This window comes from Nocardiopsis aegyptia (genome assembly GCF_013410755.1).
In the GTDB taxonomy this organism is placed as follows: Bacteria; Actinomycetota; Actinomycetes; order Streptosporangiales; family Streptosporangiaceae; genus Nocardiopsis; species Nocardiopsis aegyptia.
Genome location: NZ_JACCFS010000001.1, coordinates 1925748 through 1947660, shown reverse-complemented (window position 1 = coordinate 1947660; position 21913 = coordinate 1925748). Strand labels below are relative to the sequence as shown.

The following is a 21913-nucleotide window of genomic DNA, read 5'->3' as shown; positions in this document are numbered from 1 at the left end:
GAAATGGCGAGCTGTGGCTTGAAGGTAAGCCTTCTGTAACCCGAAGTCCGCCGGAACGGTGCCCGGCTCCCCGCCGGGAGCCGGGCTGACCAGGCCGGTCGTCCGTCGCTACTCGCCGCCCCTGGAGGGCGAACCGATCGCGATCATGCGCTCGACGGAGCGGCGGGCGCGCTCCGCGGTGCGCTCGTCGACGGTGATCTCGGTCGTGCCGTGGCGCAGTGCGCCGAGCAGGTTGTCGGCGTTGATCATCTTCATGTAGTGGCACTCGGCGCGCGAGTTGACCGCTTCGAAGGTCGTGGTGGAGTTGGCGTTGCGCAGCTGGTGCAGCATGCCGGTCTCGGTCGCGATGAGGACCTTGGAGGCCGTGGTGTTCTCCGCTGCGGTGAGCATGCCGCCGGTGGACAGGACCTTGACGCGGTCCTCGGGGACCGCGCCGCTGCCCACGAGGTAGAGGGCGGAGGTGGCGCAGCCGCACTCGGGGTGGACGTAGACCTCCGCGTCGGGCTCGGCGGCCACGCGCTCGCGCAGGGTGTGGCCGTCGATACCGGCGTGCACGTGGCACTCGCCCATCCAGATGTGGATGTTGTCCCGCCCGGTGACCCGCTTGACGTGGGCGCCCAGGAACTGGTCCGGGAGGAAGAGGATCTCGCGGTCCTCGGGGATGGAGCGGATGACGTCGGCCGCGTTGGAGGAGGTGCAGCAGATGTCGGTCTCGGCCTTGACCGCCGCGGTGGTGTTGACGTAGGCGACGACGACCGCGCCGGGGTGCTCGGCCTTCCAGGCGCGCACGTCCTCGGCCGTGATGGTGTCGGCCAGCGAGCACCCGGCGTCGGGGTCGGGCAGCAGGATGGTCTTCTCCGGAGCGAGGATCTTCGCGGTTTCGGCCATGAAGTGCACGCCACAGAAGACAATGGTCCCGGCGTCGGCGGTCGCGGCCAGACGGGACAGCGCGAGGGAGTCGCCGGTGTGGTGGGCGACGTCCTGGATTTCCGGGCGCATGTAGTTGTGCGCGAGGATGACGGCGTCGCGCTCGTCTGCCAGGCGACGGACCTCGGCGGCCCATTCCTGCCTGGTCATGGTGTCCGCAGGAGCGGTGACCGGTGCCATGTCCTACTACTTCCTCGAGGCTGTGGGCACGTCGTTCTGGCGCCGTGCCGTGGCTGGTCTGTGCAGCTGAGCGGTTTTCGTCTGTCAGGCACAAACCTGATGAAGAATAACATGGCGGGGAACGGAAGGGACAGGGTGGATATCCCGGAAGCAAACGGACAGGCGGCGGACCCCGTCCGCACCACGACCGGTGAGGCGGCGCTGTCCGCCCACGAGGCGCTCGCGGTGGTACTGCAGATTCGGGACGGTGAGCTGTGCGTTCTGCTGTGGCGCAGGGCCCTGCCCCCGTGCGAGGGGGAGTGGGCGCTGCCCGGTGGACGGCTCGGGCCGAACGAGAGCCTGGGTGCCTCCATCCGCCGTCAGCTCGCCCAGAAGGTCGACGTACGTGATCTCTCTCACCTGGAGCAGCTGGAGACGCGCAGCGACCCCGACCGGCATCCGCTGCGGCGGACGCTGGCCACCGCCTACCTCGGACTCGCGCCCGCCCACATCGACCCGGTGGTGCCCGCCGACACCGGCTGGCACGCCGCCGCCGACCTGCCGCCGATGGCCTTCGACCACGCCTCCATCGTGCGCTCGGGCCGCCAGCGGCTGCGCTCGAAGCTGAGCTACACCAACGTGGGCTTCGCGCTGGCGCCGCCGGAGTTCACGATGTCGGAGCTGTCGGGCTACTACCGGGCGGCCCTCGGGCACGACGTGGCGGCCACGAACCTGCGCCGGGTGCTCCTGCGGCGCGGCCAGATCGAGGAGACCGGCCGCTCGGTCCCCTCGGGCCGCTCCGGCGGGCGGCCCGCCGCGCTGTTCCGGTTCCGCGTGCGGGGGCTGGAGGTCACCGACGCCTTCGCCGTCCTGCGCCCGCCCTCGGGCGAGTTCGGGCGCCCTTAGACGGGGTGGGTTCAGGGCGCCTCACGCCGGGGCCTTCGTCGTCGACTCGCCTTGCTCGTTCCTCGCTGCGGCCACGTCTCCTCCTGCAGGCACCGGCGCGCCCCTCACCCCTGCTTTCTTTGGGCCTCCGCTCGTGCCTCGCTTCGGCCCGGACAGACCCCCTGTGGTCACCGTCAGTGGGACCAATCGCCTTCAACCCCTGGGGTTACCGTGAGCGAGACCAATCCTCTTCGACCCCTGGGGGTGCGGTGAGCGGCCACGCTGACCTTTGACCCCCTGGGGGCGGCGGGCGGGGTGGCCTCGCGCGGGAAAGGGGACGAACAGGGCCTAGACTCTGCGACTGTGGCAATTCGTACTGTGGTGTTCGACGTCGGTGAGACGCTGGTCGACGAGACGCGGATCTTCGCGCGCTGGGCGGACCGGTTCGGTATCCCGCACATGGCGTTCTTCGGCACCATCGGCGGTGTCATCGCCTCCGGCGGGACGCTGACCGACGGCTTCCGCCTGCTCGTACCCGGATTCGACCTGGCGGCCGAGAGCGAGCGCTGGCGGGCCGAGGACCCCGACGGCGAGCGCGAGCACTTCACCGAGCGCGACCTCTACCCCGACGTGCGCCCCGCGTTCAAGGCCATGCGCGAGGCCGGGCTCTCCCTGGTGATCGCCGGCAACCAGCCGCCCGAGGCCGGTCCCGTCCTGGCCGCGATGGAGCTGGGTGTGGACGGCATCGGCATCTCCGACGACTGGGGCGTGGCCAAGCCCGACCCCGCGTTCTTCGACCGGACCCTCGCCCTGGCCGCGCGGTCGAGACCCGGACTGACCGCCGACGAGGTCCTCTACGTGGGCGACCGCGTCGACAACGACGTCCTGCCCGCCGGACGCGCCGGGATGCGCACGGTCCTGCTGCGGCGCGGCCTGTACGGCTACCGCCACGCCGCCGAGCCCGGCGCCGACCGCGCCGACGCCGTGCTGGACGACCTGCACCAGCTCGCCTCGTGGACCGCCGAGCGCGGCTGAGCGGATCCCCGCGCGGGTGTGCGAACACCTGTCCGCCTTCTGCGCCGCGAGCGGCGTGTCGACCGTTTGATCCCGCTAAGCGTGGGTAACGTGCGAATCTGGCGGCGCCACACCGCCCACGGAGGCGGACCTCCCGCACCCCTGCCCCGAATGGAGACGACCCCGATGATCACGTTCGAGGGCGCGGCCAAGCACTACCCCGACGGCACGGTCGCCGTCGCCGGCCTCGACCTCACCGTCGCGACGGGACGGACCACGGTCTTCGTGGGGCCCTCCGGCAGCGGCAAGACCACCTCCCTGCGGATGATCAACCGCATGGTCGAGCCCACCAGCGGGACCGTGCGCATCGACGGCCACGACATCCGCGGCCAGGACCCGGCGGTCCTGCGGCGCTCCATCGGCTACGTCATCCAGCAGGCCGGCCTCTTCCCGCACCGTACGGTCCTGGACAACATCGCCACCGTCCCCCTCCTGCTCGGATGGCGGCGGGGCAGGGCCCGGGCGCGCGCCGCCGAGCTCATGGAACTCGTGGGCCTGGAGTCCTCCCAGGGGCGCCGCTACCCCCACCAGCTCTCCGGCGGGCAGCAGCAGCGCGTGGGCGTGGCCCGCGCCCTGGCCGCCGACCCGCCCGTCCTGCTCATGGACGAGCCCTTCAGCGCGGTCGACCCGGTCGTGCGCGCCAGCCTCCAGGACGAGCTGCTGCGCCTGCAGAAGGAGCTGCGCAAGACGATCGTCTTCGTCACGCACGACATCGACGAGGCCGTGCGCCTGGGCGACCGGATCGCCGTGTTCCGGCCGGGCGGCGTGCTCGCCCAGTACGACGCCCCCGAACGGCTGCTCGCCGCGCCCGTGGACGACTTCGTGGAGTCCTTCATCGGCTACGACCGCGGGGTGCGCCGCCTGTCGTTCTTCCCCGCGCGCGACCTGGCGCTGGACGACGGCGGCGTCTTCGAGGAGGAGGACCGGGTCGAGCGGGCCCGAACGGCGCTGGAGGCGACCGGCGTGCCCTGGGCGCTGGTCGTGGCGCGCGACCGCACGCCGCTGGGATGGGTGAGCGACCGGCAGCTGGCCGAGGCGCCCACCGGCGTCGTGCTCGGCGGCCTGGACCTGGCGCCCTACGGCCACACCTTCAACGTCGCCACCGACTCCCTGCGCGCCGCGCTGGACGCGGCCGTGCTCTCCCCGGCCGGGCGCGCGGTCGGCGTGGACGAGGACGGGTGCGTCGTGGGCTTCGTGTCCCAGGACGACCTGGGCGCCGCGATCTGGTCGGTGTCGGAGTGAACGCGGCCTGGGACTGGACACTCGGCGTCGTCGAGTGGGGCGTGGCCAACTGGAGCCACCCCGGCGAGCCCGACCGCGGCATCCTGCCCCGCCTGCTGGAGCACATGCGCCTGGCCTACGCGCCCATCCTGCTGGGCCTGCTGGTGGCCCTGCCGCTGGGTCTGGCGTGCGCCCGCTGGAAGCGCCTGTACCCGCCGGTCCTGACCGGCGTGAACGTCCTGTACGCGGTGCCCTCCATCGCGCTGTTCTTCCTGATGCTGCCCTACACCGGCTTCAGCGACTGGACGGCGGTCGTGCCGCTGACCGTGTACACCCTGGTGATCCTGCTGCCCAACGTGGTCGACGGGCTGCGCCAGGTGCCCGAGCACGTACGCCAGGCGGCCGTGGCCATGGGCTTCGGGCCGCTGCGCCGGCTGGTCTTCGTCGAGACGCCCGTGGCGGTGCCGGTGATCATCGCCGGGCTGCGGGTGGCCTCGGTGGCCACCATCAGCATGGTCAGCGTCGCCTCGCTGATCGGCCTGGGCGGGCTGGGCCGGCTCATCCTCAGCGAGGGCTTCCGCCGCCAGTTCGACGCGCCCATCGTCGTGGGCATCGTGCTGACGGTGCTGCTCGCCCTGGTCACCGACGCCGTGCTCGTGCTCGCCCAGCGCCTGCTCACGCCGTGGGCCCGCCGGGACGGCGGCGGAGGCGGCGGGCGGGGCATCCGCGCGAACCGGCGCCGGCGCCGCACCGCGGCGGCGGCGCCCGCCGAGGGCGCGGCCGTGGCCGCCGACCTCACGACCACCGCGGGGAAGAGGTAGCCATGGAGATCCTGTGCGCGATCGACACCGGCGTGCTGTGCGGGGTCGAACAGTGGTTCACCGACCCCGCCCAGTGGACGGGGCCGTCCGGCATCCCCGTGCGGCTGGCCGAGCACGTGTACTACTCCGTGCTCGCGCTGCTGGTGGCGACCGCGATCGCCGTGCCCCTGGGCCTGCTGACCGGGCACACGGGCGTGGGCGGCTTCCTCACCACGAGCCTGGCCAACTTCGCCCGGGCGCTGCCCACCATCGGCGTGCTCTTCCTCATCGTGCTGCTGGCCGGGATCGGGCTCGTCCCCGTCCTGTGCGCGCTGGTGGCGCTCGCGGTCCCGCCGATCCTGGTCAACACCCACGAGGGGGTGCGCGGTGTCGAGTCGCGGCTCAAGGACGCGGCGCTGGGCATGGGGATGCGCGGACGCGAGGTCCTGTTCAAGCTGGAGCTGCCCGTGGCCGCGCCGCTGGTCCTCATCGGTATGCGCACCGCCGCCGTGCAGGTCGTGGCGACCGCGACCATCGCCGCCTACGTGGGCGTGGGCGGGCTGGGGCGCTACATCGTCGACGGCCAGGCCCGCCAGGACCTGTCGATGATGCTGGGCGGTTCGATCCTCGTGGTGTCGCTGGCCGTGGTCACCACGCTCCTGTTCGCCGGGCTGCGCCGCGTGCTGGTCGCACCCGGACTCCGTGCCGAGGCCGCGTCGGCCCGATAGCCGAGCCGATCCCGGCCCCCAGTGCCGCGACGGTCCCGAGAGAGAGGTTTGGACATGCACAAGAGGATCGCCCTCATCGGGCTTCCCCTGGCGCTGGTGCTGAGCGCGTGCGGTGGAAGCGATCCCTACCAGGAGGAGACGTCGCCCGGCGGCGACACCGGCACCGTCGTCATCGGCTCCGCCGACTTCCCCGAGAGCACCCTGCTCGCCCAGATCTACGGCCGCGCGATGGAGGCGCAGGGCGTCGACGTCGACTACCAGCTCAACATCGGCAGCCGGGAGGTCTACTACTCCCAGATCGAGTCCGGCAACCTGTCGGTGTTCCCCGAGTACAACGGCGCGACCCTGGCCTACCTCGACGAGGACGCGCCCACCGGCAGCAGCGAGGAGACCAACGCGCTGGTGGAGGAGGCGCTGCCGGAGTCCCTGGAGATCCTGGACTCCTCCAGCGCCGAGAACAAGGACTCGGTGACCGTCACCGGCGAGATCGCCGAGGAGCACGGCCTGACCAGCCTCGCGGACCTGGCCGACGTCGCCGACGAGCTGGTGCTGGGCGGGCCGCCGGAGTTCGAGACCCGCCACCAGGGCGTGGTGGGGCTGGAGGAGGTCTACGGGATCGAGTTCCAGGAGTTCCGCTCGCTGGAGGTCGCGCTGCTGACCCAGGCGCTGCTGGACGGCGACATCCAGGCCGCCAACCTGTTCACCACCGACCCGCAGATCGCGGTGGAGGACTTCGTGGTGCTGGAGGACCCGGAGAACCTCTTCGGGGCGCAGAACATCACGCCGCTGATCCACTCCGACCAGGTCGACGCCACCGCGCGCGAGGCGCTCAACTCCGTGTCCGCCGCGCTGACGACCGAGGCGCTCACCGCGCTCAACGAGCGGGTGGTCGTGGACAACGAGGACGCCGCCGACGTCGCCCAGGAGTGGCTGGAGGAGGAGGGGCTCGGTTAGGGTTCGGGGCGCTTCATGCCGGGTCCTTCGTCGTCGCTACTGCCTGGCTCGCAAGCTCGCTGGCGGCAGAGACTCCTCCTGCAGGCACCGGCGCGCCCCTCACCCCAGTGCCTTCTTTGGGCCTCCGCTCGTTCCTCGCTTTGGCCCGGACCAACCCCCCAGTGGTCCCCGCAGGTTGAACCGCTCACCTCTCACCCCCTGGGGATCCGGGGGGTGGGATCGCTGGGCTCTCACAGGGGTCCCGGCGGGCGGAATCGCTGAGATTCGACCCCCGGCGGGGCGGATGGTCCTGCTCCCCTTTGCCCACTTGGGGCTCGCGGGCAGTACCGCCTACCACTGACCCACTGGGGGCTCCGGCGGGCGGTCCCGCTCACCTTTACCTCCCGGGGGCTGTTGAGCGGGACCGCTTCGGCTCGGGGCACTTCAGACCGGGGCCTGGTGGGTCCGCGAGGAATGAGCGGACCCACCAGGCCCCTTCCGGCCCTTCCGGGCCGGGGGGTCAGCCGACCGTGTGGTAGCGGCCCGACCAGCGCACCAGGGACGGGCCGGTGCCGCTGACCGCGGGCAGGCCGGTCACGTCGGCGAAGAAGACGACGTGGTCGCCCACCTCCACACGCTGACGCACCGAGCACTCCAACGCGGACAGGGCGTCGTCGAGGACGATCGCGCGTGTGCGCTCGCCCCGGTGGTGCGGCTGCCCGGAGACCAACAGGCGTGCGCTCGGCCGGCCCTCGGCGGCGAAACGGCCGGCCAGCGCGCGCTGGCCGGCCCCCAGCACGCTCACCGCGAAGGCGCCGACCTCCTCGATGACCTCGGCCATGTAGCCGGCGGCGGACACGCTCACCGACACGATGGGCGGGTCCACCGACACCGAGTGGAACGCGCTCACGGTGGCGCCGACGTCGTCGCGGCCGTCGGCGACCGTGACCACGGCGACGCCGGTCGCCAGAGCGGCCATCGCGTCCAGGTAGGTCAACGGACCTCCCAGTCGCCCGCCATCGTCAGCGCGCCCGTCGCGGGCAGGCCCAGCGCCCGGGCGGCGTGCTCCAGCGGACCCCAGGCGCTCCACGCCTCCAGGGTGCTCTGCGGCTGCGCGGAGGCCAGGTCCTCGCTCGACTCGTGCGGCCGGAACCGGTCCAGCGGGTGCGCGCGGGGGAACGCGCGCAGGGGCAGCGCGCCCGCGTCCGCCTTCTCCCTGGCCAGGCGCACGGCCGTCTCCAACCCGCCGAGTTCGTCGACCAGACCGCGCTGGTGGGCGTCCTCGCCGGTCCAGACCCGACCGCGGGCGACCTCGTGCACCTCGTCGCGGCTCATGCCGCGCGACCGGCCGACCTTGGCGAGGAAGTCCTCGTAGATCTCGTCCAGCAGAGCGTTGACGCGCTCCCACTCGGACTCGGTGAAGGGGCGGTCGGTGTGGAACATCCCGGCGTGCTCCCCGGTACTCACCGAGTCGGTGGTCACGCCGAACCGCTCCATGAGCGGGCCGAGCACCGGCTTGGCCGTGATGACGCCGATCGACCCGGTCAGTGTCCCGGGCTGGGCGACCACGGCGTCCGAGCCCAGGGTCACGTAGTAGCCGCCCGACGCCGCGAAGTCGCCCATCGCGGAGATGACCGGGATGCCCTGCTCGCTGGTCAGCGCCGACTCGCGGCGGATCGCGTCGGAGGCCGTGGGCGAGCCGCCCCGGCTGTCGACCCGGAACACCACGGCCTTGACCTGCGGGTCGCGGCGCGCGGCACGGAAGGCCGCGGCGACGGTGTCCGAGCCCATGACGGTGCCGCCGCCCAGCGGCGAGCGCCGCGAGCGGCCCAGGCTGATCGCTCCGTTGGCGCTGATCAGCGCGATGTATCCGGGTCCGCCCGCGATCTTCGGCCGGGGCACGGGCGTGTGCTTGCGGTGGTGGCGGGTGACGAAGCGCAGCTCCGGCTCGGGGGCCTTGGGGTGCCGGTCGCGCACCTGCTGGAGCAGGTCGGCGTAGACCTCGTCGCGGTAGGCGAGCCCGTCCAGGAGCCCGGCCTCCACCGCCTCGCCGGCCAGCAGGGGTCCGCTGGAGACCAGGGACCGGACCTTCTCCTCGGTGAGGTCGCGCGCGCCGGCCACCGCCGCGACGATCTGGTCGCCCAGGGACGTGACGATCCGGTCGCTGGCCTCGCGGTGGGCGTCGGTGAAGCCGGTCTCGGTCACGCCGTTGGCGGCGTTCTTGTACTCGTGGCGCGCGCCGACCTCGAAGCTCACGCCCAGCTTGTCCACGGCGCCCTTGACGAAGGTGCTGCGCAGGATCAGGCCGGTCAGCCCCAGGACGCCGGTGGGCGCCATGACCACCCGGGAGAACGCGCACGCCAGGTAGTAGGGCAGGTTGCCCGCGCCGGCCTCGCCGAAGGAGTCGGCCCAGGCCACGGCGGGCTTGCCGGTGGCGCGGAAGTCGGCGACGGCGTCGCGCAGCTCCTGGACCTTCGCGAACCCGAGCGAACGCGCGTCGACCCGCACCACCAGGGCGGCCACGTCGGAGTCGCGGGCGCCGCGGCGGATCCCCTCGACGACGTCGAGGTAGTGCTGCCGGCGGCGGTTCATGATCTGGCTGACCGGGTCGGGCGCGGCTTCGTCGGCGATCCCCTCGGTCAGGTCCAGTTCGAGGACCAGCGGCCCTTGGGGACGCGGCCCGAACCGGGCGAGGGACAAGGGCTGCGTGATCTTCGAGAGGTCGGCCATGGGCACAGACTAGTAGCCCGTGTCCACACTTCCCGGCCTCGAATCGCACGGGGGGTACCGCGCCGTGGGCGTCGGTTGAGGGTGGCCCGCCCTGCCTCGCGGCGGACCTGAACCGCACCCGATGCCCTATGGTCAACTGTGGTTCGAGCACGGGCACGGCTGAGAGGGACGAGGCATGGCTGGCACGACGGACGGGCACGTCCAGGGGCGGCGGCTCCGAGCGCACGGCGCACGCGTCGGTGCGGGGGCGGCAGCGGCCGTCGCGGTGCTGGCGCTGAGCGCCTGTTCGGGCGGTTCGGAGGGCGGTGGCGCCGAACTCGAACGCGGTGAGAGCGGGGTCATGCCGGCGCTGGAGCGCCCCGGCCCGGAGGGCTTCACGAACACCGAGATCCAGGGCGTCACCATCGACGTGCCCGACGACTGGGAGACGCAGAGCGAGGGCGGTTCGCTGTGCATGTCGCCTCCCGGGCAGCCCGCGTGCGCCTACGGCTCGGTGAGCCTCACCCCCCACGCCGCCGAGAGCCACCCCCAGAACTGGCCGGGCCGGGGCGACGAACTCCAGGACGACAACGACTGGGCGCACAACACCGACCAGTGCCGCAGCCTCAACACGGCCGCCTCCGGCGACATCGGCGTCGACTCCGCCACCATCACCTACCAGGACGTGTTCGAGCACGCCGACGGCCTGAAGTCCAACCACACCGTGTGGGACGTGACGTGCGTCAACGACGACTCGTTCGAGGTGCGCATGTGGTTCCTGCCGATCAGCGACGTGCTGCTGTACGTGTGGTCGGCCGACTCCCAGTACGACGCCGTCTACGACCAGATCGCCGCCTCGATGGACACCACCGGATACCAGGACTGAGCGCGCTCCGGCCCGTGCCGGGGACGTTCGGGGCGAACGGTGTCCGATTGGCCGTTCGGGTGTCCCGACGCTCCGGTGAGGCCGTAGGGTCGTAGGCGTCACACGGCGTTCGGCGGTGACGACGGCAGTTCAGCTACGGCGCGGAATCGGGGTGCAGCACTGGTGACGACCATCGGAGCAGCGGGACGGGTAGGTCAGTACACGCTCGACAACGGATTGCGTCTGGTGACCGCACCGGCCTCCACCGGCCAGGTCGCCTCCGTCAACCTGTGGTACGGCGTCGGCTCCCGCCACGAGGTACCGGGGCGCACCGGTTTCGCGCACCTGTTCGAGCACCTGATGTTCCAGGGCAGCGGCAACGTCGCCAAGGGCGAGCACTTCGAGGAGGTCGAGCGGCTCGGCGGCGACATCAACGCCTCCACCTCGACCGACCGCACGAACTACTACGAGACGGTCCCCGAGCACGCCCTGGACCGCGTCCTGTGGCTGGAGGCCGACCGCCTGGAGACCCTGCGCGACGGCATGACGCAGGAGGTCCTGGACAACCAGCGCGACGTCGTCAAGAACGAGCGCCGCCAGCGCTACGACAACCAGCCCTACGGCACCGCCCTGGAGCGCATCCTGCGCCTGGCCTACCCCGAGGGCCACCCCTACCACCACCCCACGATCGGCTCCATGGCCGACCTGGACGACGCCGACCTGGACTACGTCAAGTCGTTCCACAAGGCCCACTACGGGCCGGACAACTGCGTGCTCACGGTGGTCAGCGACCTCGACCCCGAGGACGTGCTGGCGCGCGTGGAGAAGTACTTCGGCCACCTGCCGGCCCGCGACTTCGTGCCCGAGGCCCCCGACGCCTCGCTTCCGGAGCCGCTGGGCGGCCCCGTCCGCGACGCCGTCACCGAGACCGTGCCGGCCGCCGGGGTCTTCCTCGGCTACCGCGTGGCCGCCTACGGCGAGCGCGAGTTCGACGTCATGCACCTGGCCTCGGCCGTCCTGGGACAGGGCCAGGGCAGCCGCCTGTACCGCTCCCTCGTCGTGGACCGCCCCATCGCCGCCGACGACGGCGGCGGCGCGGCCGACATCCTGCCGTTCCGCTACACCGACAGCCTCCTGCTGGTGAACATGCTCGCCCGCGAGGGCGTCAGCGGCGACGTCCTGGAGGAGGCCATGCGCGAGGAGATCGCCAAGCTCGCCGCGGGCATCACCGAGGAGGAGCTGGACCGGGCGCGCGCCGTCCTGGAGCGGGACCACCTGCAGTCCATCTCCAGCCCCTCCGGGCTGGCCGACTCCATCGGCTCCTGCACCCAGCTGTTCGGCGACCCCGAACTCGCCTACACCTGGCCCGAGCGCTGGACCGACATCACCGCGGAGGAGGTGCGAGCCGCGGCGGAGCGCCTGATGGTCGACGACAACCTGCTCGTGGTCCGCTTCGACCCCGAGACGGCCGGAGCCGACGCCGCCCCGGCCTCCTAGGCCGTGCCGGCGGGGCCTCCGCGGCCCCGCCACCACCCCCGGCCCTGTCACCGCAAGCCGCAGAAAGAGCCACAGAGCATGCTCCGTCCCGACATCGGTACCCCAGCGTCCTACACCTTTCCCAAGCCCCGGCGGATCACGGTCGGAGGCGGCACCGTCGTCGCCATCGACGTGCCCGGGCAGCGGCTCGCGTCGCTGCGCCTGGTCCACCCCTACGGCGGCGCCGTCGAACCGCTGGACGCCATGGGCGTCAGCTCCCTGACCAGCGAGGTGCTGGAGGACGGCCCCGCCGGCAACAGCTCCCTCGCGCCCGCCCTGGAGCGCCACGGCGCCGAATGGGTCTCCCGCGTCAACTGGGACGGGTTCATCACCGGCCTCGACGCCCCGGCCAACCGCCTGGGCGAGGCCGTGCGCCTGTTCGCCGACGCCGTGCGCCGCCCCGCGCTGGCCCCCGACGACATCGTCCGCCGCCGCGACCAGCTCCTGGAGCGGTTCTGGCTGGAGGCGGCCTCCGCCTCCACCCTGGCCATGCGCAGCCTGGGCGGCCAGCTCTTCACAGGCCGCTACGCCACGCCGCTGGCCGGTGGCCCGGTCAGGCTGGCCGAGGTCGAGCCCGAGACCGTCGCGGCCTTCCACGCCGACTCGATCGCCTCCGTGGCCGGAACGCTCGTGGTCGTCGGCGACCTGAGCGGGGTCGACCTGGAGGACCTGGGCAAGACCGTGTTCGGTGACGCGGCCGCCACACCGGTGCGCGAGGTCGCCGCGCCCGCGCCGCCGCCCGGCGAGCTGCCGCGCGTTCTCATCGTGGACCGGCCCGGTTCGGTGCAGTCGGCCCTGGTCATCGCGCACCGCGCCCCGTCCCGCTCGCAGGTGGACCTGCCGCGGGCCGAGGGCATCAGCGAGGTGCTCGGTGGACTGTTCACCTCACGGCTCAACATGGAGCTGCGCGAGCGCCTCGGCTACACCTACGGGGCGGGCTCCCGGTTCGACCTGCGCCGCGACAGCGGGGTCTTCTTCGCGACCACGCAGGTGGAGGCGGACACCACCGCGCACTCGATCACCGCCTCCCTGGAGCAGATCGCCAAGCTGCGGTCCTCCGGCGTCACCGCCGAGGAGCTGGCCTCGGTGCGCGACTCCAACACGGTGGGCCTGCCGGTCAGCTACTCCACCGCGCGCGCCATGGCCTCCGCCCTGGTCGACATGGTGGTGCACGACCTGCCCGACGACTACGTGGACCGCCACCGCGCCGGGTACGAGGCGCTCACCGAGGACAAGCTCAACAGCGCCGCGGAGGAGTACCTGCACCCCGAGGAGGCGGTCGTGGTCGTGGTCGGCGACGCCGAGCGCCTGAGCGGGCCGCTCGCCGACATCGGCGCCGGACCGGTCGAGGTGCGCAGCCCGGAGTCCCTGTGGTCCTGAACCCGGGTCCGACCCTGACGTGACGGGGGAACGTGCGGGCGTCCGGCACGCTGTGGCCGGGTGCCCGCACGGCACCGCCGTCGGGCCCTCTTTCCCCAGGTGGGCAAGGGAGGGTAAGGGAGAGGCAAGTCACTGCATACACAGGGTTTCGCCGGACATAACGAAAGCGAACCTATGTGCCAGTCTTATGGCAACTACCAACGTGGACCCGGCGTCCTGCTGGTATAACGAGTGATCCGTGCACCTACGTGGTGACAGCGACCGCAATGCTCCGCAGGAGGCCACCATGGCCGGTGAATGGACCCGTGGATAACCGTGTCCTCCCTAGACAACCCCCACACCCGGCGGCCCGAGGCGTCGCCCGGCTCAGCACGCCCGGAAGGTGCCACCATGGACGGCTCCGGAGCTGACGGCCGACTGCTGAAGGGGCGCTACCAGCTCGTCTCGGAGATCGCCCGGGGCGGTGTCGGCACGGTGTGGCGCGCCACCGACCTGGTCATCGACCGCGAGGTCGCGGTCAAGGAGCTGCGGCTGCCCGCGGACCTGAGCCGCTCCGAGCGCGAGGGACTGCTCCAGCGCACCACCCGCGAGGCCCGCGTCGCCGGCCGGCTCACCCACCCCAGCCTGGTCACCGTCCTGGACGTCGTGGACGAGGACGACCGGCCGTGGATCGTCATGGAGCTGGTGGAGGCCTCCACGCTGGAGGAACTCCTCAAGGTGAGCCCCCTGCCCTACCAGAGGGTGGCCGAGATCGGCCTACAGCTCATCGACGCCCTCAAGGTCGCGCACGCCGAGGGCATCGTGCACCGCGACGTCAAGCCCGACAACGTGATGATCAGCCCGCAGGGCCGGGTCGTGCTCACCGACTTCGGGCTGGCGGCGTGGAACGGCGAGTCCGCGCTGAGCGAGTCGGGCCGCATCATCGGCTCACCGGCCTACATCCCGCCCGAGCGCGCCAAGGCCGGTCCGGTCGGCCCGGAGTCGGACCTGTGGTCGCTGGGCGCCACGCTGTACGCCGCGGTGGAGGGCCACCCGCCCTACGACCGCAAGGGCTACATCAAGATCCTGCGCCAGGAGCAGTTGGACGAGCCCGCGGAGGCCGCCAACGCCGGTCCGCTGGCGCCGGTGCTCGCGGGCCTGCTCAAGGTGGAGCCGGGCGAGCGGCTGACCGCGGAGAACGCCACCAAGATGCTGCGCATCGCCGCGCTGGCCCCGTGGGCGCCCGAGACCAGCCCCGAGACCGCGGCCGAGGGCAAGGCGACCCCCGCCGAGCCGCGGCCGGGCGGAGCCGCCAGGCCGGTCGGCAAGGGTGTGGACGCCGACGAGGACGTCGACGACGAGGTGGACGAGGGCGGCGAGGGCCACGAGTCCGCGCGCGAGCAGGCCAAGGAGCACTTCCGCGCCGGCGGCCGGGTCCTGGCCGAGTCCCTCAACGAGCGGCTCCGGCACAGCCCCGAGGCGATGAACTCGATCATGACGTCGATCCGCGAGTCCACGGACACGCTGGGCCTGACCCACTCGGGCCGGCACGCCGAGCACAGCCGCCTGCCGGTGGTGGCCGCCGTGGTCCTGGGGGTCGCTGTGCTGCTGGCGATCGTGCTGTGGGCGTTGATGGGGAGGTAGGGGCTGTGTTTTCCTGGGGCCCAGTGTTTTCTGGGGCCTGCGCTCGTGCCCACGCCGTCGCCCGCCACCACCCTCAACGGACGCCTGCGGCGCAGTCCTTCTAGCTTTGGCCCGTGCTCGGGCGCCTTTGAGACGCGTCCTTCGGTCCTTCTGGTGCGCTCCCTCGTTCCTTGGGAGTGCACCTCCAGGCCCTCCAGGACGCGTCGGCGCCCTCCGCCTGTGCTTTTTTGGGGCCTCCGCTCGTTCCTCGCTTTGGCCCGTACTCGGGGCGCCGAGTAGCCAGTGTTCTTCGGCCTCGTTCGTGCTGGCGCTCGTTCCTCGCTTCAGCTACGCCCTCGGCCTGCAGAACACTGGCGCGCCCCTCGCGAACCCCCTGTAGCCCCCAATGCGCGACGGCCTACCTCCAACCCCCTGGGGTCGGGGTAGGCCGTTGTGTGCGGCTTCAACCCCCTGTAGCCCCGCAAGCTGAACGGCCTACCTCTACCCCCCCTCGGGTCGAGGTAGGCCATCGCCTGCAGCCCCAACCCCCTGCACACTGCCTGGCTGAGCGGCCTGCCTCTCACCCCCTGGAGTCGAGGTGGGCGGTGTCGTGCGGCTTCAACCCACTGTCCCTGAGGCACAGGGGTTGGCTTGCGCGTTCGCGTCTTCGGAGCTGTAGGGGTTGGGCGTGCACACATCGGCGTGCGTGGGCCGCTGGGGGTTGGGCGTGCGTGTGTGTGCCTTGGGTACCGCTGGGGGGTTGGGCGGGCACATGTGGGGCTGCGTGAACCCCAGGGGGTTGGGCGTGAGCGATGTGCTCGTGGGGGCCACAGGGGGGTTGATCGGGCCAAAGCGAGGAACGAGCGGCGGCCCAAAGAAAGCACAGGGAGGGCGCCGACGGGTCCTGGAGTGGCTGGAGGTGTGTTCGTGAGGAACGAGCGGACACACTGGAAGGCGCGAAGGCCCCGTCTTCAAGGCGCCCGAAACGCGCGGAACCTGTCCGCGCGCCTCGGGATACGTGGGGCCGGCGGGACTCGAACCCGCACTGTACAGCACCTAAAGCTGGCGTCTCCTGCCAATTGGACTACGGCCCCGCCGGGGACCACCATACCGTCCCCGGCGGAGGGCCGCCCCGGGCCCTAGACGCCGAGTTCGCGCTTGATGCGGTCGACGTGGCCGGTGGCCTTCACGTTGTAGAAGGCCCGCTCGACCTTGCCGTCGGTGCCGACGACGATGGTGGAGCGGATGACGCCCTGGACGACGCGGCCGTAGTTCTTCTTCTCGCCGAAGGCCCCGTAGGCGCGCAGTGTCTCCTTGTCCGGGTCGCCGAGCAGGGTGAAGGTGAGGCCCTCCTTGTCCCGGAACTTGGCGAGCTTGTCCGTGGTGTCCGGGGAGACGCCCAGGACGGTGAGTCCGGCGGAGTCGAAGTCGCGCAGGTTGTCGCGGAAGTCGCAGGCCTCCGTGGTGCAGCCGGGCGTCATGGCCGCGGGGTAGAAGTACAGCACGACGCGCTTGCCCGTCTCGGCCAGGACCTGGCTGAGGGTCACGGGCTTGCCGTCGGCGTCGTCGAGGGTGAAGTCGGGTGCCGGGTCTCCGGTCTCCAGACGGATCGGGTCGCTCACGTGGTGTTCCGTTCCTCTCGGGGTCGTCCGCCCCTCAGACTAGCCATGCCGACGGATCGGCTGCTCGCGGTCTGTTGCGATTCCGGTTCGGTTGGTTCTCGGGGGCGGTGACCAGCCCTCTGATCACCTATTGTTGACCGCACTCATGTTCTGGCTGCAGATGACCTCCAGCAGCAGGTTTCCGGAACACATCCGCTTCGCGTTGGGGAGTATTGGCGACGATGCCTGGATTCACACTCGACGAGGTCAGGACCCGTACCCTCAAGGAGCGCGACTCCTGGTGGACGGTCTACCTCGTGGACCCGATGGCGGTCCGGCTCGTGCGCGTGGTGGCGAACCGGACGTCGATCACGCCCAACCAGCTCACGGTGGCCGCGCTCTTCCTCGGGCTGGGCGCCGCGGTCTGCTTCGCGCTGGGCTACCGTCAGGCGCTGGCCCTGGGCGGCGTGCTGTACTTCCTGTGCTTCGTCGTGGACTGCGTGGACGGCAAGCTCGCGCGGCTCACCGGCTCCGAGACCCTCATCGGCGCGTGGATGGACTATGTCTCCGACCGCTTCCGCGTGCTGGTGTGCGCGGTGGCGCTGATGGGCGGGCAGTACGTGCTCGCCCAGGAGGAGAACCCCGACTCGGCCCCCGTGGTGTACGTGTGGCTGGCGCTGGCCGTGGTCTTCGTGGACATGCTGCGCTACCTGAACGCGTTGCAGGTGTACAAGCTGCGCCGCGAGATGCGCTCGCACCTGGCCGCCGCGCTGGAGCGGGCGCGCGCCACGCTGTCGATGCTGGAGCCCGAGGGCGGGGACCGTGCGATGAGCGACGGGGGCGAGCAGGCCGTCCTGCGGCACGGCATCGGCGTGTTGGAGCAGATCCTGCACAGCCAGAACGAGCGTGAGGCGCGCAACCACCGCACGGCGGGCAAGCAGCCGGACCTGACTCTGCCCAAGGTGGACCTGCACCAGGAGTTCCGGACGCGTTTCCCCTGGTACCAGCGGTTCTGGGGGGCGTTGAACGCCCGCCGCGTGCGCACGCACCTGGTGGGCGGCATCGAGTTCCAGATGGCGGTGTTCGTGGTGGCGCCGCTGGCGATGGCGATCTTCGCGATGCCGTCGCTGGTCGGCTGGATCGCCGCGGTCACGGGCGTTTTGCTTCTCGCCTTCGAGATCGCCATCATCTATAAACTGTGGTTGTCCACGCGGGACTTCTTCCGCGTGGTCGACGGAATCGACGGCGCGCTGAGGTTCTCCGGTCCGTCCGACGGCGCGGAGGATGAGGGCCGGGGCACCGGCTCGGACACGGGTTCCCAGACCACGATGCGCTGATGGAGAGAGGCTGCCCATGACGGGACGCGACACCGAACCGCGCCAGACCCCGGCCGAGGTCCAGGCCGAGATCGACCGCGAACAGCGGCGACTGGCCGAGACCCTGGACGAGTTGGGCGAGCAGGCCCGCCCCGCGAACATCGCGCGCCGGCAGGTCGCCAGGGCCAAGGAGCGGGGGACCCGTCTGGTGGACGAGGCACGCGCCCTGGTGGTCGGCGGCACCGTCCGGGTCGAGAGCCACCTCGTGGAGCCCGAACAAGGCAGTATCCGCCTCAAGGGCGACGACGAGGTGGTGACCACCTACGAGTCCCGCGGCAGGATGTCCACGGAGGCCATGCTGCTGATGGCCGGGCTCGGCGCGGTCGTCACCGTGGGCGTGGTGGCCTGGGCGGTACGCCGCAGGCGCGGATAGGGCATCGCTGGAAGGGGGCCCGTGCATTGTGCGGGCCCCTCGGCGTGTGCGGCGAAAACCCGTTGTACGGCGCTCGGGCGGCTGGGTAGCGTCGCGGCCATGACCGAGGACTGGCTCCGCCTCAACCGGGAGAACTGGGACGACCGGGCGCGTGTGCACGCCGACAGCGACTTCTACGACCTGCCGGGATTCCGGGCGGGCGCCTGCACGCTGCGGGAGTTCGAGACCGCCGAGGTCGGCGACGTGTCCGGACGCAGCCTGTTGCACCTGCAGTGCCACATGGGCCAGGACACGCTGTCCTGGGCGCGCCGAGGGGCGGCCGTCACCGGTGTGGACTTCTCCGAGCCCGCGATCCGCACGGCCCGGGGTCTGGCGGAGGACATCGGGGCGCCGGCCCGGTTCGTCGCCTCCGACGTCTACGCGGTACCCGAGGCCCTGGGCGGCGAGCGCTTCGACATCGTCTACACGGGCATCGGCGCCCTGGTCTGGCTGCCGGACCTGACCCGCTGGGCGCGGGTGGTGGCCGACGCGCTCGTCGACGGCGGCTTCCTCTACCTCGCGGAGTTCCACCCGATGACCGACGTCCTGGGCGAGGACGGCCGCAGCGTGGCGGAGGGCTACTTCGACGGCGGGGGCGAGGTGAGCGACTACCCCCGCACCTATACCGACGGCCGCGAGCTGACCCGGACGGTGACCGTGGAGTGGCGGCACCCGCTCGGGGACGTGGTGACCGCGCTGGCCGGGGCGGGCCTGCGGGTCGAGTTCCTGCACGAGCACCCCTTCACGCTGTTCCAGCGCTATCCGGGACTGCGGCGCGACGGGAACGGGGTGTACCGGTTCCCGCCGGACCGGCCGCAGGTTCCGCTCATGTACTCGCTGCGGGCGCGTCAGAGGAACGTCCGGCCCTCGCCGCGGTAGGTGGGGGCGGTGCCCAGGTAGTCGCCGGTGTCGGAGTCGACCAGGTGGAGGGTGTCGAAGCGCTCGCACAGCTCTCCGGCCTTGGCGTGGCGCATCCACACGCGGTCGCCGATCCCGAGCCGGTCGGCGGCGGGGCCCAGCAGGGGGGTCTGGACTTCGCCCGCGCCTTCGTTGGCGGTGAGCGAGAGCCCTTCGGGCAGGTACGGCAGGGGTGCCCGGAACCGGTCGGCGGGGCCGGAGGCGGGGTAGCCGCCGCCCAGGACCGTGGCCGCGCCGCGGGCGGGGCGGCGGACGACGGGGAGCGCGAAGAGCGCGGCGGGCCGCCCCTGGAAGGACCGGTAGTGGTCGAACAGGTGCGGCTGGAAGAGCCCGGATCCGGCGGCGAGTTCGGTGACGGCCCGCTCCCGGCCGGTGGTGTGCAGGCTGCCGGTGCCGCCGCCGTTGACGAAGCGCGGGTCGGCCACCGCGCGCACGGCCCGGACGATCGCGGCGCGGCGCCGGGCCAGTTCGATCGCGGAGCGGCGCTGGACGGCGCGCAGGAGGCGGCCGTAGAGGGGCCGTCCGGGCGGGGCGTCGCCGACGCCCGCGATCTGGCCCTCGTAGGCCATGATGCCGTCGAGGACCAGTTCCGGGCGGCGTTGGACGGCGAGGGCGAGCGCGGCGGCCTGTTCGGGTGTGCGTACGGGGGAGCGGTAGCTGCCGATACGCGCGGCGGATCCGAGCGGCTGCCAGCTCGTGTCGATGTCCAGGCACACCCGGATGCGCGGGGGCTCGGGGGTGTCGGCGGCGGCTTCGGCGACGACGGAGGCGATCAGGTCCAGGTGGGCGGTGTCGTCCACCATCAGGGTGACGGCCCGGGCGGCCGCGGGGTCGCGGGCGAGCCGTGCCAGGGCCTGGCGGTCGGCGGTGGGGTAGGCGACGAGGATGTCCCGCGCCAGGGGGTCGTCCGGGCCGCCGGAGGCGAGCCAGAGGGCCTCGGGGAGGGTGAAGGCCATGATGCCCGCGTAGCCGGGCAGGTCCAGCACGGTTCGGAGCAGGTCGCGGCTGCGCACGGACTTGCTGGCCACGCGTACGGGGCGGCCGTGCGCGCGCCGGGTGAGTGCGGCCGCGTTGGCGCGGAACGCCGCCAGGTCGACCATGGCGAAGGGGGGCTCCAGCTCGCGGGTGGCGGCGTCGTAGGTCTCGCGCAGGTTGGTCATGCCACGAGGATGCCAGAACATGAATGTCTTTCATATTGTCCGGGGAGACACGATTCAGCCGGGGCGGGCCGGACGCGGGCCTGCCACGGGACGGGCGCAGGACGGGGACGGCCGGGGGAGTTCGGGCCCGCGGTTTGCGCGGGGTCGATACCCTGGGAGGTCACGGCTGATCAGCCGGTCCGATCCCAGGAGTGGAACCCTTCCATGAGTGAGCGCGAGTACATCCTGACCCTTTCGTGCCCCGACAGCCGGGGCATCGTCGCGGCGGTGGCCAACCTGCTGTCCGACCACGGTTGCAACATCACCGAGAGTCAGCAGTACGGCGACCACTACACCGGTCGGTTCTTCCTGCGGATGCAGTTCCTCGCCGAGGCCGGGGAGGACGGCGTGGTGGGCGAGGACGTCCTGCGCGGCGCGTTCGCCGCTCTGGCCGGGGACTTCGGGGAGGGCGCCGGCGACCCCGTCGTGGAGTGGAGCCTGCAGCCGACCGACGCGCGCCCCCGCATGATCGTGATGGTGTCCAAGTTCGGGCACTGCCTCAACGACCTGCTCTACCGCCAGCGCAGCGGCCTGCTCGACGTCGACATCGCGGCCGTGGTCTCCAACCACCCGGACCTGGAGTTCCTGGCCACGTCCTACGGTGTGGACTTCCACCACCTGCCGGTCAACGCCCAGACCAAGCTGGAGCAGGAGGCGCGGCTGCTGGAGCTGGTCGACTCCTACGACGCGGACCTCATCGTCCTGGCCCGGTACATGCAGGTGCTCTCCGAGCAGCTGTGCACCAAGATGTCCGGCCGGATCATCAACATCCACCACTCGTTCCTGCCGAGCTTCAAGGGCGCGCGCCCCTACCACCAGGCGCACGCCCGCGGCGTCAAGCTCATCGGCGCGACCGCCCACTACGTCACCGCCGACCTCGACGAGGGGCCGATCATCGAGCAGGAGGTGTCCCGCGTCGCCCACACCGACAGCCCGGAGCGGCTGACGGCGATCGGCCGGGACCTGGAGTCGGTGGCGCTGGCACGCGCGGTGAACTGGCACGCGCAGCGCCGTGTGCTGATGAACGGCGAGAAGACGGTCATCTTCGGCTGACCCGCCGCACGGCCGAGTTCGGGAACTTTTTTTCGGACACATCGGGGCGCCTTCGGGCGCCCCTTCGGCGTTTCTGGGCCCAGGGCGGTTTCCGGACAGGAATTGGGGCACAGATGGTATTGACATGACCCTCGTGACCTGCGAATTATCGCTTAGAGTATCTTGTCTGTGACTCACAGTGTGTATATGGTGTGAATGGTTCCATACTCGTGCGGTCGTGCGGAGTGCACGGTCGACGGGGTTTCGGTCAACTATTTCCGGGTCATGTGATCCGGCAGGGGGCACTCATGGGCAAGCACTTCGACGACGCGGTCGGCAAGGGCAAGGAAGCGTTCGGCAAGGCCACCGGGGACCAGGGCACCGAGGCCGAGGGCAAGGTCGACCAGGCCAAGGGCCAGGCCAAGGACGCCGCGGACAAGGCCAAGGAGAAGGCCGAGGAGCTCAAGGGCCGGGCCGGTGAGGCGGCCGAGTCGGCGACCGAGCGGATCAAGGGCGCCTTCGACCGCTGACACCGTCGCGTCACAGTCGTCTGACC

Annotated in this window: 20 protein-coding genes and 1 tRNA gene; 15 read left to right on the top strand and 6 right to left on the bottom strand. The window is 71.6% G+C overall.

The window, feature by feature from the left end; translation table 11 throughout:
* Positions 1–108: 108 nt before the first annotated feature.
* The gene (gene nadA / locus HNR10_RS08725; protein ID WP_179822286.1) at positions 109–1107 is read right to left on the bottom strand and encodes a quinolinate synthase NadA; all 999 of its coding nucleotides are present in this window, start codon (positions 1105–1107) and stop codon (positions 109–111) included.
* A 135-nt stretch (positions 1108–1242) separates the two neighbouring features.
* On the opposite strand from nadA, the gene HNR10_RS08720 reads away from it, so the two are divergent.
* The 6 genes from HNR10_RS08720 (at position 1243) to HNR10_RS08695 (ending at position 6748) form a co-directional block, all read left to right on the top strand.
* Positions 1243–1992: an NUDIX hydrolase gene (locus tag HNR10_RS08720; protein WP_312889177.1), complete on the top strand. Its 750-nt coding sequence runs from the start codon at positions 1243–1245 to the stop codon at positions 1990–1992.
* A 342-nt stretch (positions 1993–2334) separates the two neighbouring features.
* Positions 2335–3006 carry an HAD family hydrolase gene (locus tag HNR10_RS08715; RefSeq protein WP_312889176.1) on the top strand — a complete coding sequence of 224 codons (672 nt, stop codon included), beginning with the start codon at positions 2335–2337 and terminating at the stop codon, positions 3004–3006.
* Positions 3007–3171: 165 nt separating this feature from the next.
* Complete coding sequence (locus HNR10_RS08710) at positions 3172–4287, top strand: ATP-binding cassette domain-containing protein (RefSeq protein WP_179822285.1); 1116 nt, start codon at positions 3172–3174, stop codon at positions 4285–4287.
* Positions 4284–5087, top strand: a complete 804-nt coding sequence (locus HNR10_RS08705; protein WP_179822283.1) for an ABC transporter permease — start codon at positions 4284–4286, stop codon at positions 5085–5087. The genes HNR10_RS08710 and HNR10_RS08705 overlap by 4 nt, the downstream gene beginning before the upstream one ends.
* Positions 5088–5089: 2 nt before the next feature.
* Positions 5090–5794 carry an ABC transporter permease gene (locus HNR10_RS08700; protein WP_179822282.1) on the top strand — a complete coding sequence of 235 codons (705 nt, stop codon included), beginning with the start codon at positions 5090–5092 and terminating at the stop codon, positions 5792–5794.
* Positions 5795–5848: 54 nt separating this feature from the next.
* Entirely contained in the window at positions 5849–6748 is a 900-nt protein-coding gene (locus tag HNR10_RS08695; RefSeq protein ID WP_179822280.1) for an ABC transporter substrate-binding protein, read from the top strand.
* 499 nt (positions 6749–7247) lie between these two features.
* Here HNR10_RS08695 and HNR10_RS08690 read toward each other — a convergent pair whose 3' ends face one another.
* Entirely contained in the window at positions 7248–7706 is a 459-nt protein-coding gene (locus HNR10_RS08690; RefSeq protein ID WP_179829612.1) for a flavin reductase family protein, read from the bottom strand.
* Positions 7707–7720: 14 nt separating this feature from the next.
* Positions 7721–9457 carry a signal peptide peptidase SppA gene (sppA, locus tag HNR10_RS08685; protein ID WP_179822278.1) on the bottom strand — a complete coding sequence of 579 codons (1737 nt, stop codon included), beginning with the start codon at positions 9455–9457 and terminating at the stop codon, positions 7721–7723.
* A gap of 175 nt (positions 9458–9632) precedes the next feature.
* Between sppA and HNR10_RS08680 the strand changes: the two genes are divergently transcribed.
* The 4 genes from HNR10_RS08680 to HNR10_RS08665 all read left to right on the top strand — a co-directional run bounded on the left by HNR10_RS08680 (position 9633) and on the right by HNR10_RS08665 (position 14840).
* Entirely contained in the window at positions 9633–10322 is a 690-nt protein-coding gene (locus HNR10_RS08680) for a hypothetical protein (RefSeq protein ID WP_179822276.1), read from the top strand.
* 162 nt (positions 10323–10484) lie between these two features.
* Positions 10485–11798, top strand: coding sequence for a M16 family metallopeptidase (locus tag HNR10_RS08675; protein WP_179822275.1), 1314 nt, complete (start codon positions 10485–10487; stop codon positions 11796–11798).
* Positions 11799–11876: 78 nt separating this feature from the next.
* Positions 11877–13217, top strand: coding sequence for a M16 family metallopeptidase (locus HNR10_RS08670; protein WP_179822273.1), 1341 nt, complete (start codon positions 11877–11879; stop codon positions 13215–13217).
* Between the two features lie 390 nt (positions 13218–13607).
* Positions 13608–14840 (top strand): serine/threonine-protein kinase, encoded by a 1233-nt coding sequence (locus HNR10_RS08665; protein WP_246406123.1) that lies wholly within the window; start codon positions 13608–13610, stop codon positions 14838–14840.
* Positions 14841–15838: 998 nt separating this feature from the next.
* Here HNR10_RS08665 and HNR10_RS08660 read toward each other — a convergent pair.
* Together HNR10_RS08660 and bcp are read right to left on the bottom strand one after the other, a co-directional pair.
* Positions 15839–15913, bottom strand: a tRNA-Leu gene (locus tag HNR10_RS08660).
* 45 nt (positions 15914–15958) lie between these two features.
* On the bottom strand, positions 15959–16441 hold the full coding sequence (gene bcp / locus HNR10_RS08655; RefSeq protein ID WP_179822270.1) for a thioredoxin-dependent thiol peroxidase: 483 nt from the start codon (positions 16439–16441) through the stop codon (positions 15959–15961).
* Between the two features lie 221 nt (positions 16442–16662).
* Between bcp and HNR10_RS08650 the strand changes: the two genes are divergently transcribed.
* From HNR10_RS08650 to HNR10_RS08640, 3 genes are all read left to right on the top strand, one after another.
* Positions 16663–17757, top strand: coding sequence for a CDP-alcohol phosphatidyltransferase family protein (locus HNR10_RS08650; protein WP_179822268.1), 1095 nt, complete (start codon positions 16663–16665; stop codon positions 17755–17757).
* Between the two features lie 16 nt (positions 17758–17773).
* The gene (locus tag HNR10_RS08645; protein WP_179822267.1) at positions 17774–18169 is read left to right on the top strand and encodes a DUF3618 domain-containing protein; all 396 of its coding nucleotides are present in this window, start codon (positions 17774–17776) and stop codon (positions 18167–18169) included.
* 99 nt (positions 18170–18268) lie between these two features.
* On the top strand, positions 18269–19087 hold the full coding sequence (locus HNR10_RS08640) for a methyltransferase domain-containing protein (RefSeq protein WP_179822265.1): 819 nt from the start codon (positions 18269–18271) through the stop codon (positions 19085–19087).
* Here HNR10_RS08640 and HNR10_RS08635 read toward each other — a convergent pair.
* A complete protein-coding gene (locus tag HNR10_RS08635; protein WP_179822263.1) occupies positions 19057–20286 on the bottom strand; it encodes an alanine racemase in 1230 nt (409 codons plus the stop codon). The genes HNR10_RS08640 and HNR10_RS08635 overlap by 31 nt on opposite strands.
* Before the next feature lie 204 nt (positions 20287–20490).
* Here HNR10_RS08635 and purU point away from each other — a divergent pair, with 204 nt between their 5' ends.
* Together purU and HNR10_RS08625 are read left to right on the top strand one after the other, a co-directional pair.
* A complete protein-coding gene (gene purU / locus HNR10_RS08630; protein WP_179822262.1) occupies positions 20491–21378 on the top strand; it encodes a formyltetrahydrofolate deformylase in 888 nt (295 codons plus the stop codon).
* Positions 21379–21665: 287 nt separating this feature from the next.
* The gene (locus HNR10_RS08625; RefSeq protein ID WP_179822260.1) at positions 21666–21887 is read left to right on the top strand and encodes a CsbD family protein; all 222 of its coding nucleotides are present in this window, start codon (positions 21666–21668) and stop codon (positions 21885–21887) included.
* Positions 21888–21913: the final 26 nt, after the last annotated feature.